Source organism: Paenalkalicoccus suaedae, assembly GCF_006965545.2.
GTDB lineage: Bacteria > Bacillota > Bacilli > Bacillales > Salisediminibacteriaceae > Paenalkalicoccus > Paenalkalicoccus suaedae.
On the sequence record NZ_CP041372.2, the window covers coordinates 3,717,862 to 3,731,772 of the forward strand.

14 protein-coding genes are annotated in these 13,911 nt (G+C 45.8%); 4 read left to right on the forward strand and 10 right to left on the reverse strand.

Annotated elements, in window-relative coordinates; all coding sequences use genetic code 11:
- Positions 1 to 93: 93 nt before the first annotated feature.
- Together FLK61_RS18825 and FLK61_RS18830 are read right to left on the reverse strand one after the other, a co-directional pair.
- Positions 94 to 1,458, reverse strand: a complete 1,365-nt coding sequence (locus tag FLK61_RS18825) for an aspartate kinase (protein ID WP_176010879.1) — start codon at positions 1,456 to 1,458, stop codon at positions 94 to 96.
- Positions 1,459 to 1,638: 180 nt separating this feature from the next.
- Positions 1,639 to 3,303: a glutathione ABC transporter substrate-binding protein gene (locus FLK61_RS18830; protein ID WP_176010880.1), complete on the reverse strand. Its 1,665-nt coding sequence runs from the start codon at positions 3,301 to 3,303 to the stop codon at positions 1,639 to 1,641.
- Between the two features lie 420 nt (positions 3,304 to 3,723).
- On the opposite strand from FLK61_RS18830, the gene FLK61_RS18835 reads away from it, so the two are divergent.
- From FLK61_RS18835 to FLK61_RS18850, 4 genes are read left to right on the forward strand one after another with little or no spacing between them, the layout of a single operon-like run.
- Positions 3,724 to 4,620: an ABC transporter permease gene (locus FLK61_RS18835; RefSeq protein ID WP_176010881.1), complete on the forward strand. Its 897-nt coding sequence runs from the start codon at positions 3,724 to 3,726 to the stop codon at positions 4,618 to 4,620.
- 18 nt (positions 4,621 to 4,638) lie between these two features.
- Positions 4,639 to 5,556: an ABC transporter permease gene (locus FLK61_RS18840; RefSeq protein ID WP_176010882.1), complete on the forward strand. Its 918-nt coding sequence runs from the start codon at positions 4,639 to 4,641 to the stop codon at positions 5,554 to 5,556.
- A 31-nt stretch (positions 5,557 to 5,587) separates the two neighbouring features.
- Positions 5,588 to 6,631 (forward strand): ABC transporter ATP-binding protein, encoded by a 1,044-nt coding sequence (locus FLK61_RS18845; RefSeq protein WP_176010883.1) that lies wholly within the window; start codon positions 5,588 to 5,590, stop codon positions 6,629 to 6,631.
- Positions 6,597 to 7,613 carry an ABC transporter ATP-binding protein gene (locus FLK61_RS18850; protein ID WP_176010884.1) on the forward strand — a complete coding sequence of 339 codons (1,017 nt, stop codon included), beginning with the start codon at positions 6,597 to 6,599 and terminating at the stop codon, positions 7,611 to 7,613. The genes FLK61_RS18845 and FLK61_RS18850 overlap by 35 nt, the downstream gene beginning before the upstream one ends.
- Before the next feature lie 139 nt (positions 7,614 to 7,752).
- Here the strand turns inward: FLK61_RS18850 and FLK61_RS18855 are convergent, their stop codons facing one another.
- The 8 genes from FLK61_RS18855 to FLK61_RS18890 all read right to left on the reverse strand — a co-directional run bounded on the left by FLK61_RS18855 (position 7,753) and on the right by FLK61_RS18890 (position 13,878).
- Positions 7,753 to 8,043, reverse strand: a complete 291-nt coding sequence (locus FLK61_RS18855) for a hypothetical protein (RefSeq protein WP_176010885.1) — start codon at positions 8,041 to 8,043, stop codon at positions 7,753 to 7,755.
- 475 nt (positions 8,044 to 8,518) lie between these two features.
- Positions 8,519 to 9,103, reverse strand: coding sequence for an FMN-dependent NADH-azoreductase (locus FLK61_RS18860; RefSeq protein ID WP_176010886.1), 585 nt, complete (start codon positions 9,101 to 9,103; stop codon positions 8,519 to 8,521).
- Positions 9,104 to 9,116: 13 nt separating this feature from the next.
- A complete protein-coding gene (locus FLK61_RS18865; protein ID WP_176010887.1) occupies positions 9,117 to 9,698 on the reverse strand; it encodes a CDP-alcohol phosphatidyltransferase family protein in 582 nt (193 codons plus the stop codon).
- Positions 9,695 to 10,675, reverse strand: a complete 981-nt coding sequence (locus tag FLK61_RS18870; RefSeq protein ID WP_176010888.1) for an ABC transporter ATP-binding protein — start codon at positions 10,673 to 10,675, stop codon at positions 9,695 to 9,697. Before FLK61_RS18870 ends, FLK61_RS18865 begins: the two co-directional genes overlap by 4 nt.
- A gap of 15 nt (positions 10,676 to 10,690) precedes the next feature.
- Positions 10,691 to 11,485, reverse strand: coding sequence for an ABC transporter permease (locus FLK61_RS18875; RefSeq protein ID WP_176010889.1), 795 nt, complete (start codon positions 11,483 to 11,485; stop codon positions 10,691 to 10,693).
- On the reverse strand, positions 11,478 to 12,335 hold the full coding sequence (locus FLK61_RS18880; protein ID WP_176010890.1) for an ABC transporter permease: 858 nt from the start codon (positions 12,333 to 12,335) through the stop codon (positions 11,478 to 11,480). The genes FLK61_RS18875 and FLK61_RS18880 overlap by 8 nt, the downstream gene beginning before the upstream one ends.
- On the reverse strand, positions 12,328 to 13,536 hold the full coding sequence (locus FLK61_RS18885; protein ID WP_176010891.1) for an ABC transporter substrate-binding protein: 1,209 nt from the start codon (positions 13,534 to 13,536) through the stop codon (positions 12,328 to 12,330). The genes FLK61_RS18880 and FLK61_RS18885 overlap by 8 nt, the downstream gene beginning before the upstream one ends.
- On the reverse strand, positions 13,537 to 13,878 hold the full coding sequence (locus FLK61_RS18890; RefSeq protein WP_176010892.1) for a CHY zinc finger protein: 342 nt from the start codon (positions 13,876 to 13,878) through the stop codon (positions 13,537 to 13,539). It abuts the gene before it with no gap.
- Positions 13,879 to 13,911: the final 33 nt, after the last annotated feature.

The following is a 13,911-nucleotide window of genomic DNA, read 5'->3' on the forward strand; positions in this document are numbered from 1 at the left end:
GCACAGAAGGTGACCGCACTTGATCTCAATAAACTAAACACAACAAAAAACGACCACCCCATCTAGGAGCGGCCGTTACACATTTCATTTAACTTATTTCGCCGGCACCGGCGCAAAATACGCGTGATACAGACTTTGCACCGCACGGTCCGCATTTTTAGCCTCTACACCAAACATCATGCTAACCTCCGATGAACCTTGGTTAATCATCTTAATATTAATGCCCGCTTCATGCAGCGCATTCGTCGCTTTAGCGGCAACACCAACAGAGTTTGCCATGCCTTCTCCTACTACCATCACCATCGCAAGGCCACGCTCCACGTGCACACTTTCCACACCTAGCTCCGTACGAATACGATCTAAAATGCGCGTTTCCTTTCCATTATATAAGTGATGATCGCGAATGATAACGGACATATTATCGATACCTGACGGCGTGTGCTCGAAAGGAATCTCCTCTGTTTCTAAAATCTCAAGCAGGTGACGACCGAAGCCGACCTCTCGGTTCATGAGATACTTTTTTAAGTTGATGCTACAGAACCCGCTATCGCTTGAGATGCCGATAACCGGCAGTCCATTTTGCTCGCGCTCGGATCTGATAAACGTACCAGGCGCAGTTGGATCGTTTGTATTTTTTACATTGACGGGAATCTTTTTTTCTACGACCGGCTGCAGCGCCTCATCGTGGAAAACCGAGAAGCCGGCATAGGCAAGCTCGCGCATCTCCTGATACGTCAGCTCCTCCATCTCATGTGGATGCTCGACTAAATTCGGGTTCACGCTATAGATCGAGCTGACGTCAGTAAAGTTCTCGTAGACATCAGCCTCAACACCAGCAGCTACGATTGATCCCGTAATATCGGACCCTCCACGTGGGAATGTCACGATATTCCCTTCCTTCGAATATCCAAAGAATCCAGGCACAACTAAAATACCCGTGCGCTCCCGTAGCGATTTTAGATTATCGTAGGCCTCTGGCAAAATTCGTGCATTGCCAGGCTCATTCGTTACAACCATTCCCGCCTCTTTGGGCGAAACATAGTGAGACTCTTCGCCAAGCTTCGTGAAATACGCTGCCATGAGCTTCGCATTTTCATTTTCACCGCTTGCCTTTAATGCATCCAGTAATCGATCCTCATTCGACCGATGTGTTTGAATTCGCTCTTCTAATGAGGCTTTCACATCTTGTATTAACGATTCAGGAAGCTCAAGCTCCCTTACAATATCCGCATATCGTTCTACTACTTGGCTTAATAGATCGCCATAGTTGTTGCCATTTAATACGGAGTACGCTAATGCAATAAGTAAATCCGTTGTTTTTGTATCCTCTTTATAGCGTTTACCCGGCGCGGAGACGACTACAATACGCCGTTCGTCGTCAGCTCGTACGATTGCTGCTACTTTTTTAAACTGTGCAGCACTTGCTACAGAGCTGCCACCAAACTTTACTACCTTCATCTACAAACGTCTCCTTTACCCCTCTATTTGTCCTCATATAGAGGACGTTTGATCTCCTGAAAAATACATAAATTTAGTATACTAGAATTCACACGTATGTACAAGTATGAAACTAGATTTTTTACATAGAAAAGAAGAGACTGCAAAAGCAGCCTCTTCTCTATGCAAGTTGTGAAAAAATTAATTCTCGATTGTTACATCTTGTAGCTGGTAAAGACCGTTTGGATGCTTCCAGAAGCCTTGTACCTCATCACGAATACCTACTAGGTACTGCGTGTGGTATAGGTAAAGCATAGGAGCTTCTTCAACTAGAATCTCCATTACTTGCTCATAAAGATCCTCACGAGTAGCTTCATCAGACTCTTGACGTGCTTGGTCTAATAGAGCATCTACTTCGTCGTTCGCATAGAAAGAACGGTTACCTGCTTCACCCTGGTTGTCAGAGTGGAATAGCGCGTACATACCGTAGTCAGCGTCACCAGTTACAGTAACCCATCCTAAGATAAACATGTCGTGCTGTCCATCAGCAGTGTTCTCTAGGTATGCACCCCACTCAAGAACTTCGATTTCCGCATTAACGCCAATTTCAGCTAACTGAGCTTGTACAAGTTCAGCAACGTCCATACGCTCACGGCTATCGTTTGTCCAGATTGTTGTGTCAAACCCGTCTGGATATCCAGCTTCAGCAAGAAGCTCACGAGCTCGCTCTTGGTCAAATTCTAATCCTTCAACTTCGTCAGAGAAACCAAATACGTTAGAACCGATTGGTCCAACAGCTGGTGTAGCAGTTCCCTGCATAACACCTTCGTTTAGCATATCGTTATCAATTGCCATAGTAACAGCTTGACGTACTAGTGGGTCATCGAATGGCTCAGCTTCCACGTTGAATCCGATGTAAGAAAGGCTTAAGCTTTCTTGCGTATATACGCTAACACCTTCAGTGCCGTCTACGCGCTCTTGGTCACTTGGGCTTACTGGGTAGATAATGTGAGCAGACCCAGTCTCTAGCTCAGAAATACGAGTTAGATCCTCTGGAGAAACTCGGAATGTAACAGACTCAACTCCTGCAGGCTCGCCCCAGTAGTTATCGTTACGAGTAAGTACTACTTCAGCACCTGGATTCCAAGATTCAAATTGGAAGAAGCCAGTACCGATTGGATTTTCGTTTAGGTAGTCACCAGGTTGTCCGCCTGCTTCCATCGCTTCGTAGTCAGAAGCAATAGCCTCTGGGCTAATCATACCGCCACCAGAGTGTGCAAGGTGAGATGGAAGTGGAGCGAATGGGTACTCTGTTACGAAATCAACAGTGAACTCATCTACTACGACAACTTCTTCAACCATTTCATAAAGAAAAGCACGCTGTGAAGCTACGTCTGGATCTAAGACGCGGTCAAGGTTTGCTTTAACAGCCTCTGCGTTAAATGGAGTTCCATCAGTAAATTCAACATCGTCACGAAGCTCAAAGCGCCATACGTTGTCTTCTGTCGCTTCCCATGAAGTAGCTAGAAGTGGCTCAAGCTCCATATCTTCTGATTGCATAAGAAGTGTTTCAAAAATGTTCGTTTGAACAGCACTAGAAGGTACGTCGTTTGAACCGTGTGGGTCCAATGCAACGATATCAGAAGTTGTTGCGATAACTAAGTTACTGTCATCAACTTCAACGTCAGCTGCGTCTCCGTTTGTCTCCCCGTCAGTCTCAGTGTCTGTGTTCTCAGCACCGTTGTCTGGAGCATTTGTATCAGCACCAGTATCACCAGTGTTGTTTGGCTCACTTGCACAAGCAGCAAAAGTAAGTGCTACCGCTGTAGATGCAAGAACAGCCTTAAGTGTTTTACTCTTTAACATCAAGCTTCCCCCTCTTTATTGTTAGAAATTTGTAACAACTTGCTTATACTAACGTACAATAATAATTCTAAAAAAACAAGATAAAAAATGTTCTAAATTATTATATTTCTCTAATATCGTGAAATAAACATATGTCTTTTCTAACTTTTACCGATTAACGCGCTAATAAATAGTTTCTTCTTTAATGTCAGAAAATCTGTCTATACAAGGGAACGTGTTTTCTCTTTCCAAAAGAGTGAATTATTATTATACTGTAAAAACATTTACCTTTTCACGAAAAAAACTTGTGAAAAAGTTTGAGAATGTTATAATTTTTCTCGTATCGACAAATTTCTTTCCTATATGTATATGTAATATTTTACAGAGGGACGTTCGACATTATCAGTCTATTTCGAGAATAAAGAAAGTGAGGTTAGGAGTATGGAAGAAACAACGTTGCCAGCTCAACAAGAGCAGCAAAAGCGGGTAAACCCGCAAATCGAAAACTTGAAGATGGTTTGGCGCAAGCTAAAAAAGAACAAGCTAGCGATGGCCGGCGGTTTTTTAATTATCTTCTTCGTTTTAACATCCTTTATCGGACCACTACTCACAAATGATGAGCTCTTAAATCCGAACGTATCGGATCGCTTACAGGCCCCATCTGGAGAATATTGGTTTGGTACTGACCACCATGGTCGTGATATCTTTACTAGAATCATTCACGGAATGTCAATTACTCTCTATATCGGATTCTTCTCTGTTGTTATAGGGTTAATTGTCGGAGTATTCTTAGGATTAGTTTCTGGATACTACGGTCGTTTAACGGATACGATCATTATGCGTTTTATGGACGTATTACTTGCATTCCCTGGTATTTTATTAGCGTTAGGTATCATTGCAGCACTAGGTAATGGTATTAATAACGTAATTATTGCGATCGCGATCTTCTCCGTACCAGTTTTCGCACGTATTGTGCGTGGTTCGGTTCTTTCCGTGCGAAAGCTCGAGTATATCGACGCGATGCGCGCATTAGGAGCATCTGATGCTCGTATTATCTTCAAACATATTTTACCGAATATCATGTCTCCAATTATCGTTCAAGCGACACTGTTCTTGGCGACAGCTATTCTAACAGCGACAGGACTTTCCTTCTTAGGTCTAGGTGCTCAGCCACCAACTCCAGAATGGGGTGCGTTACTTGCGGCAGGTCGTAACTATATCTTTGAATATCCGCATATCGCCTTCTTCCCTGGTATTTCTATTGTACTTGTCGTATTAGCATTCAACCTATTTGGTGATGGTGTGCGAGATGCCCTTGATCCTAAACTTAAATCGTAAGAAAAGAGGTGAAGCCTGTTGTTAATTTATACTATTAGACGACTTCTACAGTTAATTCCGACATTAATCGGGGTATCGTTAATGGTTTTCCTATTAATGCACTTAATTCCTGGTGATCCAGCACAAATTATGGCTGGTGAGCGAGCAGATGAAGCACAGGTCGAACAGATGCGTGAGCGTCTCGGCTTAAACGATCCACTTCCAGTGCAATATTTACGCTTTGTCGGGGATGCCGTCCAAGGTGACTTAGGTAACTCGATTCGAAATGGACGAGCAGTTACAGACGAAATCGGAGCTCGTATTTGGATTACGGTTGAGCTTGCCGTATATAGTACCATTTTGAGTATTTTTATCGGTTTGATAGCTGGAATTATTTCCGCTACACGTCGAGGTAGCTTTGCAGATATGGCGTTAATGGTTATTGCCTTGTTTGGACTTTCCATGCCTAACTTCTGGCTTGGGCTTATGTTAATTCAATATGTAGCACTTCGTTTTGAGGCAATTCCACCTTCTGGTTGGGGAGGAGCGGCAGTAATCCTTCCTGTTATCACACTTGGTACAGCCGGTGCCGCAGTTATTGCCCGAATGACACGATCTAGCATGCTCGAAGTTATTCACCAAGATTACATCCGAACAGCACGAGCAAAGGGTGTAAAAGAAAGACTCGTTATTTATAAGCACGCGTTACGTAACGCACTTATTCCAGTAGTAACAGTAGTAGGTTTACAGTTTGGTGGTTTACTAGGAGGTGCCGTACTTACTGAGACGGTATTTGCCATTAATGGTTTAGGTCGCTTTGTTGTTGACAACATCGCAGCCCGTGACTTCCCGAACGTACAAGGTGCCGTATTAGTCCTTGCTGTCCTATTCGTATTAGTTAACTTTGCTGTCGACTTATCGTATCGCTTCTTAAACAAGCGAGTAGAATTAGACTAAACTATTCCAGCATAGAAAGGTGGGAGACCTGTTGGAAATTAAAGATTCCATTATACACGTAGATGAATTACAAACTTCCTTCTTCACAGAACGTGGAGAAGTGAAGGCTGTTGATGGTGTTACATTTGACGTACCGGCCGGTAAAACACTCGGTATCGTAGGAGAATCCGGTTCAGGTAAAAGTATTACTTCTTTATCTATCATGCGGTTAATTGAGTCACCAGGTGAAACGATCGGTGGATCGATTACGTTTAACGGCGAGGATCTTCTTGCTAAATCGGAAGCGCAAATGCGCAAGATTCGCGGGAAAGAAATCTCGATGATCTTCCAAGAGCCAATGACGTCGCTAAACCCCGTATTTACGGTTGGTGACCAAATTGCGGAAGCATATCAGGTTCACGAAGGACTTTCGAAAAAAGAAGCATTGAAAAAGGCATTAGGCATGCTTGAATTAGTTGGTATCCCTTCTCCTAAAGCTCGTTTGAAGGCGTACCCTCACGAACTATCAGGAGGTATGCGTCAGCGTGCGATGATCGCCATTGCACTTGCTTGTCGCCCTCAGCTCCTTATTGCCGATGAGCCAACAACCGCATTAGACGTAACGATCCAAGCTCAGATTCTTCGACTCATCAATGGGCTGCAAGAAGAGCTTGGTATGGCTGTATTACTAATCACTCACGACCTTGGTGTTGTTGCTGAAACTTGTGATTACGTAGCAGTTATGTATGCAGGTAAGGTTGTGGAATATGCAGATGTAAACACACTATTTGCTGATCCAAAGCACCCTTACACTGTTGGACTATTGAAGTCGCTACCACGTCACGATATTGATATGGAAGGCGAAGATCTAGACGTTATTAAAGGAATGGTTCCAAGCCCTAACGAATTACCGGAAGGCTGTCGCTTTGCTCCACGTTGCCCGTTTGCAACTGAGCTATGCCACAACGAGTTACCATCTTTAAGAGATTTAAATGACAAAGACCAAGTACGATGCTGGATCTATACAGACCAGTGGGATGGACCGGAGGTGAACGTGCAAAATGACTACTCAGCTGCTCAAAGTACAGAATCTTAAGCAATACTTCCCTATTAAAGGTGGTGTCTTAGGACGTAAAATCAATGATGTAAAAGCCGTTGACGACATTAGCTTTGAAATTAAAGCTGGTGAAACATTAAGTATCGTTGGGGAGTCTGGTTGTGGTAAATCGACAACTGGCCGCGCGATCCTTCGTTTAGACGAACCTACTTCTGGTTCTGTCGAGTTTGATGGGAAAGATCTTCTTGCCCTAAACAAAGGTCAAATGCGTAAAATGCGTAAGGATCTTCAGATCATTTTCCAGGATCCATATGCGTCTATTAACCCGCGTCAAACTGTTCGTCAGATCTTGAGTGAAGCAATGGAGATTCAAAAGGTTGTCCCTAAAGATAAGATGGACGCTCGCATGAAGGAGCTTATGGAGACAGTTGGTCTCGGCGCTCACCAGCTTGACCGCTTCCCTCACGAGTTCAGTGGTGGCCAGCGTCAGCGTATTGGTATCGCACGTGCCCTATCTGTTGATCCAAAGCTTATCATCTGTGATGAGTCTGTATCGGCACTTGACGTATCGATTCAAGCACAGGTACTCAACCTGCTTAAAAAACTACAAAGAGAGCTTAATTTAACATATCTATTCATCTCACACGATTTAGGTGTTGTTCGACACATTTCTGACCGCGTACTCGTTATGTACCTGGGTAAAATCGTGGAGATTGCAGATAAGAAGAGCCTTTTTGATAATCCGAAGCATCCGTATACGCAGACACTACTATCTGCTATTCCAGTTCCGGATCCAACAAAGAAGAAGGACCAGGTTATCCTCAAAGGTGACGTTCCTTCTCCAATCGATCCTCCATCTGGATGTCGTTTCCACACTCGTTGTCCATTCGCGACAGACAAGTGTAAAAACGAAGAGCCGCTTCTTCGCAACACAGAAGTAGCAGGCATGGCAGAAGGCCATATGGCAGCGTGTCACTATATCGAAGAAATCGCTTCTGGAGAAATGAAGCGTCAGTACTAAAACAACTTATAAAAGCATCACATGTTGTAGCCTTCGTGCTAGGATATGTGGTGCTTTTTGTTTGAAATAGTGAAGATTAAAAGCTTAAGTTCAAGTGCTTACGTTCAAGATCAGGACCTTCGGGGTCCTCAGTGACGGCTTAGCTATTTTCTATTTCTTCGTGTTCTTTTTTAAAGATACCTACCAAAAGCAGAACTAGTCCGCTTACAAATAAAATTGGAAACAGATAGACCATCAAAAATGCAACAAAACCATCTCCCACAGCAACAGCATAAGTGATGCCAATAGCAAAAGCTAAAGCCGGAGAAATTGGGATCATAAGAGCTACACCCCATATCTTATATTTAGTCTTTTTTGGCTTATCCCTACTTAGAAAAAAAGCTATAACCCCACCTAACATAGCGATAATATATCCAAATACAATAGGCACGTTCTCATCCCCCCTATCACTTCTCCACCTCGCAAATCATCTACTATAACCAAGAGAATAGACATAACAATTCCTAATTAAGATACTTATATACTATCATATATTAGTAATTTTAAATCAAATTACCAATACATTTTTATCCTTTTCTCTCAATTAAAAAGAAGCAAGCGAGCTATTCACTCACTTACTTCACATAACATGTTCTTATACTTATAGGGTTTCACTTATAAATGACTCCAGAGCTGGCAGACTCGGAGGACATTCGCAGACAATCCATAGGGGAAAGAGGTCTTTGAGATCCCACAGGAGGAATTTAGAGTGAGACGGCAGTCGAACTCTGCCGACGAGGAAGCTCAAAGGCCGGCCCTATGGATGTCGTAGAGTGTCTGTAGAGCTGACTGTTCTTACCTCATTTAATGCAACTAGTTGGCACTTGATCATCCTAAGCTCGAAGAGCTACAGGTAAACTAATCAACTAAAACCGCTCCGCCAACACCTTCGCCTCTTTCACCTTCTCCTTCAACATCTCTTCTACCTGCTCCGGATACGTACTCGTACCCTCAATAAACAGATGCTCATAGTGCTTCACACCAACAAGCTTAAAAATCGTTCGTAAATAGCTGTCGCCGTGCTCAAAAGCTGCAAGCTTCCCTTCCGAGTAAATGCCACCACGGGACTGGATGTGCAGTACCTTCAACTCACCTAGCAAGCCTTCCATCCCCTTTTCCGCAAAGCGAAACGTCTTGTTTGGGACGACGATTTGGTCGACGTACGCCTTCATCGGAGCTGGAATGCCCATATTCCAAAGCGGGGTTACGAGGACGAGCTTGTCGTGTGTGAGGAGCTGTTCCACGAGCGGATTAGTTACCGTTACGGAGCCTCCGCGTTCCCAAGCGGCGAGCGCTTGGCCCTCCATCGTTGGTACAGTTACATCGAATAAATCCAGTTGCTCGATTTTCTCCCCGGGATGTAGGGAGGTATAGGTCTCAAGAAATGCTTGGCCGATCTGTAGGCTGTTTGATTGGTGCAGTGGCTTTGGATTGGCGGTGACGTAGAGCATGGCATAGGCCTCCTTAGGCGAGTAGTCGTTTGGCGTGGAGGAGTCGTTGGATGGCTGTGATGATCTCCACGGCTAAAAATAGTAGGGTAAAGAAGAGTAAATAGTCGACGAAGATGATCATGAGGGAGAGTAGGATGAAGCCTTCTGTGCGTTCGGCGAGTGCCGGCTGGTAGTAGAAGGACTTCTCGGTCTCCTCATCTGCGACTGCTCCGACGGTGAGAAAAATGGTGATGCAGTAAATAATGGAGCCAAGGAGCAATAGGCTCGCCCACATCGTATCTGGGTAGCGGAAGGCGAGTCCTAGGATGACAGCGACTTCGACGAGTCGATCAAAGCTGACGTCTAAGACCGTGCCGAACTTAGTCGACACGGTTTTCCGTGCCATCGTGCCGTCAACGGCGTCTAAGTATCCGGAGAACCAGAGGAGCGCGAGTCCGAGCATATACTGACCAAAGTAGACGGCGACACCGGCTGAGATGCCGATTAAAAAGCCGATGACGGTGACTTGATTTGCTGTCAGTCCTAGCTTTAGAGCGCGGTCGGCCGTTTTTTCGATGACTGGTTGGACGAGGTGACGTGCTTTTGTGTCGATCATAGCTGTTCCTCACTTTCATGTACAAATACGGTGACATGCTCGCCTTCGTCAAAGCGCGTGTGCTTCGGTGCTCGGATGACCGTTGATTGGTTTAGGCTTGGTAACGTAACTCGGTAAAACGTATAGCCGTAGGCAAGGATTTGGTAGTCGATGGCGGCCTCGTAGTGCTCGAGGACGGTGGCTGTTGTCGCTTTTGTATTGTCAGCGATGTTGCCCTTTTGAAGCGATAGACGAGCGGCGGAGATAAACGTCTCGTTGCGGTAAATCCCGTCTGAGATCATGCCTGCGACGTGCTCGTTGTTCGGCTCTCTGTACACGTCCTCTGGCACACCCTGCTGCTTGAGCTCGCCGTCCTTCATGACGAGGAGCTTGTCACCCATCATCACCGCCTCCTCCTTATCATGCGTGACAAAGATCGCCGTTACCCCTTCCGCTTTTAAAAACTGGCGTAACCAGATTCGTAGCTGTGTGCGTAACGACGGATCTAAGCTACTAAATGGCTCATCTAAGAGGAGGAGCTTCGGCTTTAGCGCAAGGGCACGTGCGAGAGCGACGCGTTGCTGTTGACCGCCTGATAGCTCATTTGGGTAGCGGTCTTTCAGATCTATAAGCTCTACTTTTTGTAAGAGCTCGTCTGCTAACGCATTGCGTTTTTGCTTAGAGACCTTTTGCGCGCCATACGTCAGTCCATACGTGACATTTTGTTTTACCGTTAAGTGTGGGAAAAGCAGTGCCTGTTGGAACATGAGGACGATTGGCCGCTTATTTGCTTTTATGTTTTTGATAGATTGTTGCTCGAGCAACATATCTCCAGAGGAAGCTTCTGCAAGCCCTGCTAAGCATCGTAAAAGCGTTGTTTTGCCACATCCAGATGGTCCAACAAGGCTCACTAACTCTCCTTCTGATACGGTGAAGGAAATGTCTTTAAAAACAGGTGTTTCGTGAAACGATTTAGATAGTTTCGTTACTTCCAGCATGTATGGATATCCTTTCTACGCGCGTCGTAATACTCGCATATATAGTAGCATAGTCGCCTCCATTAATAAGAGAAAGACGATCGGCAGAAGCGCAAAAAGGACAGAGAATCCGGCTACAACTGCTTCGTTCGTACTTGAGAAGTATGGATAATAGATGAGAGGCAAGGTCGCAACGCGTCCGCCTCCAATAATGGCCGTCAGCACATATTGACTTAACGAAATAACAAACGTCAAGACAGCCATCGTCCGTAAGCTCGGTAGCATCATAGGAAGAATGCCCGTTATAAAGGACTTCCATCCGTTTACTCCGAGCACTGCTCCCTGCTCAATCCAGGTTGGGGAAATGCGATCAAAGCCAGCTTTAAGTACTCGTACGGAATACGGTAGAGTTGGCAGAAGATGAATCAGGATGACTCCCATTATAGAATCAGCTAAACCAACTCGGATCATCGCAAGGTGCATCCCCATGGCGATTGCGAGGACTGGGATGAGGAGCGGTAGCAAAATGATCGTTTCTACAACCGCTTTTCCTCGGAAATAAAAATGACTTAACACGTACGCTGCAGGTGTTGCTAAAATCATGTTGAGAACGACCACACTTACTCCAATTATTAAGGTTGTTTGGAGAGCGCTTGTCAGCTGTGGATCCTGCCAAATGACCGCCCATGCTCGGAGCGTAAACGTGTCTGGAATTAGACTTGGCCATCGCAAGCTAAAGGTAAAGCTTTTGATAAACATAAACCCAACAGGTAGGACAAACAAGACAATAAGTAACAGGAGCATGATCATCTGCAAAACACGTTTACTCATATGCCTGTCCTCCCTTCATCCATTTTCTTCTCGAAAGGGAGAAAAGTAGCCAAGCGGCAAGTAGGGACATCACAGATAGGAGAATCAGCATCGCCTGAGCAAGCGGACGATTCGTCCACGCGGCCTGATAAAACCACTCGTACGCGAGGATTGGTAGCATGGATGGGAATGTAACTCCTAGTAACGCCGGGACCTCAAACGCGCCTAAAATAAAGACGAAGAGGATCAAAAACACCTCAGCCGACACGGGACCTACGTAAGGCAATTCCACGTGACGAAACGTTTGCCATGCGCCACCACCTAGTGTGGCATTTGCCTCCTCCATGCGCCAGTCGATCTCCTGATAAACAGGTAGGAGCATGAGAACGACAAACGGAATCTCCTTCCACACGTACGTTAAAATAACGCCTATATATAGCGGATCATTTACAATAACGGGAAAGCTAGCGATCGAGTCGATCCAACCAATCGAAGCCGTTACGGACGACAAATATCCGCTCGGCGCAAAAAATAGCACGATAATATACGCTGCTACAAAATGCGGGATCAACATAGGGAACCAGGCAAGTAACCGCCACTGTTGATCGCTACCTTTAAATAAACGAAACATCGCTCTCGTTAAAAGCGTACCTAAAACGAGAGAAATCGCCGTTGATGTGAAGGCAACATAGACGCTGACACGAAACGAGCTCCAAAATTCATTGCGAGATAGCAACGCCTCGTAGTTAGAGAGAACCGGCGCACTCCCGTCCGTTACTAGGCTTTGGGAGAGCGCCGTCCATAGTCCTTGACCGACAAAAAGAAGCGTTATAACGACAATCGGCGCAAGAAGCAAAAGCCGTTTAGTCACCTTGCACCACTTCGCGCTGCCAGCCCTCTTGAATCCAGTCCACGTAGCGTGCATCAAGCTCTAAAAGAGCTGTGTCTGGAGCTACATACTGGGGACCACTGAGGGTTTCGATCGCCTCTAGCTCTTGGTCTGTCAGTGCGTTTAAGTCCAAAATATGCCCTTCTCCCCACATATCAGGATCGAGCTTTGCGATTTGCGCGTCTGGCGTTAACATAAAATTAACCGCGACAAGTGCTGCAGCTGGCTCTGGTGAATTGAACGGCATCGATAAATAGTGCGTACTACTAATCGAGCCTGACTCAAGTCCGACCGTCTCCGTTGAAGCTGGGAACGTGCCTTCTTCGATCAAGCTTTCCGCGCGATGCTCGTTAAAGCCCATCGTCATCGCGACTTCCCCATTTGCAAACAGCTGATCCTGTTGCGCTAGCGTCTCTGGATACGTATCCCCATTACGCCATAGGTTCTCACGAAGACTGCGGAGGCGTTCCCACACTTCCTCTCCGTTCTCCTCTAGCCACTCTTCGTTATATGTTTCTAAATCAGCTGGATCGTCCGCTACGTCATAGAGCACGTGACGCACGAAGGCATTGCCGGTAAAATCCGTGACGTTCGGATACGTAAATAGCCCTGGATTATCCTCCACCCACGTGAATAGTTCACTAAGCGTCGTCGGAGGTGTATCTACAAGCTCCGGATTGTATTGAAACGCGTACTGCACGTTGCCCCACGGCACTTGCATGCCGTCAATCTCCGTCCCCATATCAATATCAATGTATGGCGCCTGATCGACGTAGTCCGTCATAGCAGGTAGCTTCGACGCAAACTCTCCATAAAGGAGATCATTCTCCTTACCGTTACGGAAATTCTCACCGTTAATCCACAGGATATCAGCGGTACCATTCATTTGGTCCGCTTCACGCTCCGTTAACAGTCGCGACATAAACTCAGACGCATCCATCGGGTAACGAGTCAGCGTAATGTCGTAGCGCTCCTCGAGCTCCGGTGCCACATACTGATCGATGTATGCATTCACCCCTTCGTCGCCACCCCACATGTATATCCCGACCTCAGACCCGGACGCAGTCTCTACAATCTCGTCCCAGTCCATTCCTTCTACATCTACACTTGCCGTGTCCTCTTCTCCATTCGAGCAAGCCGCAAGTATAGCAAGCGACATAAACCCAAGCCATAATTTCTTCATCTATTCGTCTCCCTTTTCTGTCTCAAAATAATAGTGGTTATGTCTGGCGCATAAGGGATTATAGGCCGCGCCACAGCTCGGACAGTGATCCTTTGCCGTCAAATATGTATGTATATCATGCATCTGCCCGCAGGCACCGCAAAGAACCGCTTGCTCGTCAAAATACTCCTTCGGCCACACGACGATCTCGTGATCCGCATGTTCCTCATGACAGTGAACGCACGGATAAATCGCGTCACAGCAATAGAATTTTATTGCAATCCGGTCCACCTCACTGTGATAATGCGTACACCGCGTCTCGCGATCAATCGCACCAGCCACATCTTTACCATGAATTTGCATACGCCACACCCCTCTAGACAACTAACGCCAAGT

What these genes read in the sequence shown, in the direction of transcription:
- FLK61_RS18835 (WP_176010881.1), top strand. Translation starts at nt 3,724, where the DNA reads ATGGAAGAAACAACGTTGCCAGCTCAACAAGAGCAGCAAAAGCGGGTA.
- FLK61_RS18870 (WP_176010888.1), bottom strand. Translation starts at nt 10,675, where the DNA reads ATGCTGGAAGTAACGAAACTATCTAAATCGTTTCACGAAACACCTGTT.
- FLK61_RS18850 (WP_176010884.1), top strand. Translation starts at nt 6,597, where the DNA reads ATGACTACTCAGCTGCTCAAAGTACAGAATCTTAAGCAATACTTCCCT.
- FLK61_RS18825 (WP_176010879.1), bottom strand. Translation starts at nt 1,458, where the DNA reads ATGAAGGTAGTAAAGTTTGGTGGCAGCTCTGTAGCAAGTGCTGCACAG.
- FLK61_RS18875 (WP_176010889.1), bottom strand. Translation starts at nt 11,485, where the DNA reads ATGAGTAAACGTGTTTTGCAGATGATCATGCTCCTGTTACTTATTGTC.
- FLK61_RS18885 (WP_176010891.1), bottom strand. Translation starts at nt 13,536, where the DNA reads ATGAAGAAATTATGGCTTGGGTTTATGTCGCTTGCTATACTTGCGGCT.
- FLK61_RS18830 (WP_176010880.1), bottom strand. Translation starts at nt 3,303, where the DNA reads ATGTTAAAGAGTAAAACACTTAAGGCTGTTCTTGCATCTACAGCGGTA.
- FLK61_RS18890 (WP_176010892.1), bottom strand. Translation starts at nt 13,878, where the DNA reads ATGCAAATTCATGGTAAAGATGTGGCTGGTGCGATTGATCGCGAGACG.
- FLK61_RS18860 (WP_176010886.1), bottom strand. Translation starts at nt 9,103, where the DNA reads ATGCTCTACGTCACCGCCAATCCAAAGCCACTGCACCAATCAAACAGC.
- FLK61_RS18865 (WP_176010887.1), bottom strand. Translation starts at nt 9,698, where the DNA reads ATGATCGACACAAAAGCACGTCACCTCGTCCAACCAGTCATCGAAAAA.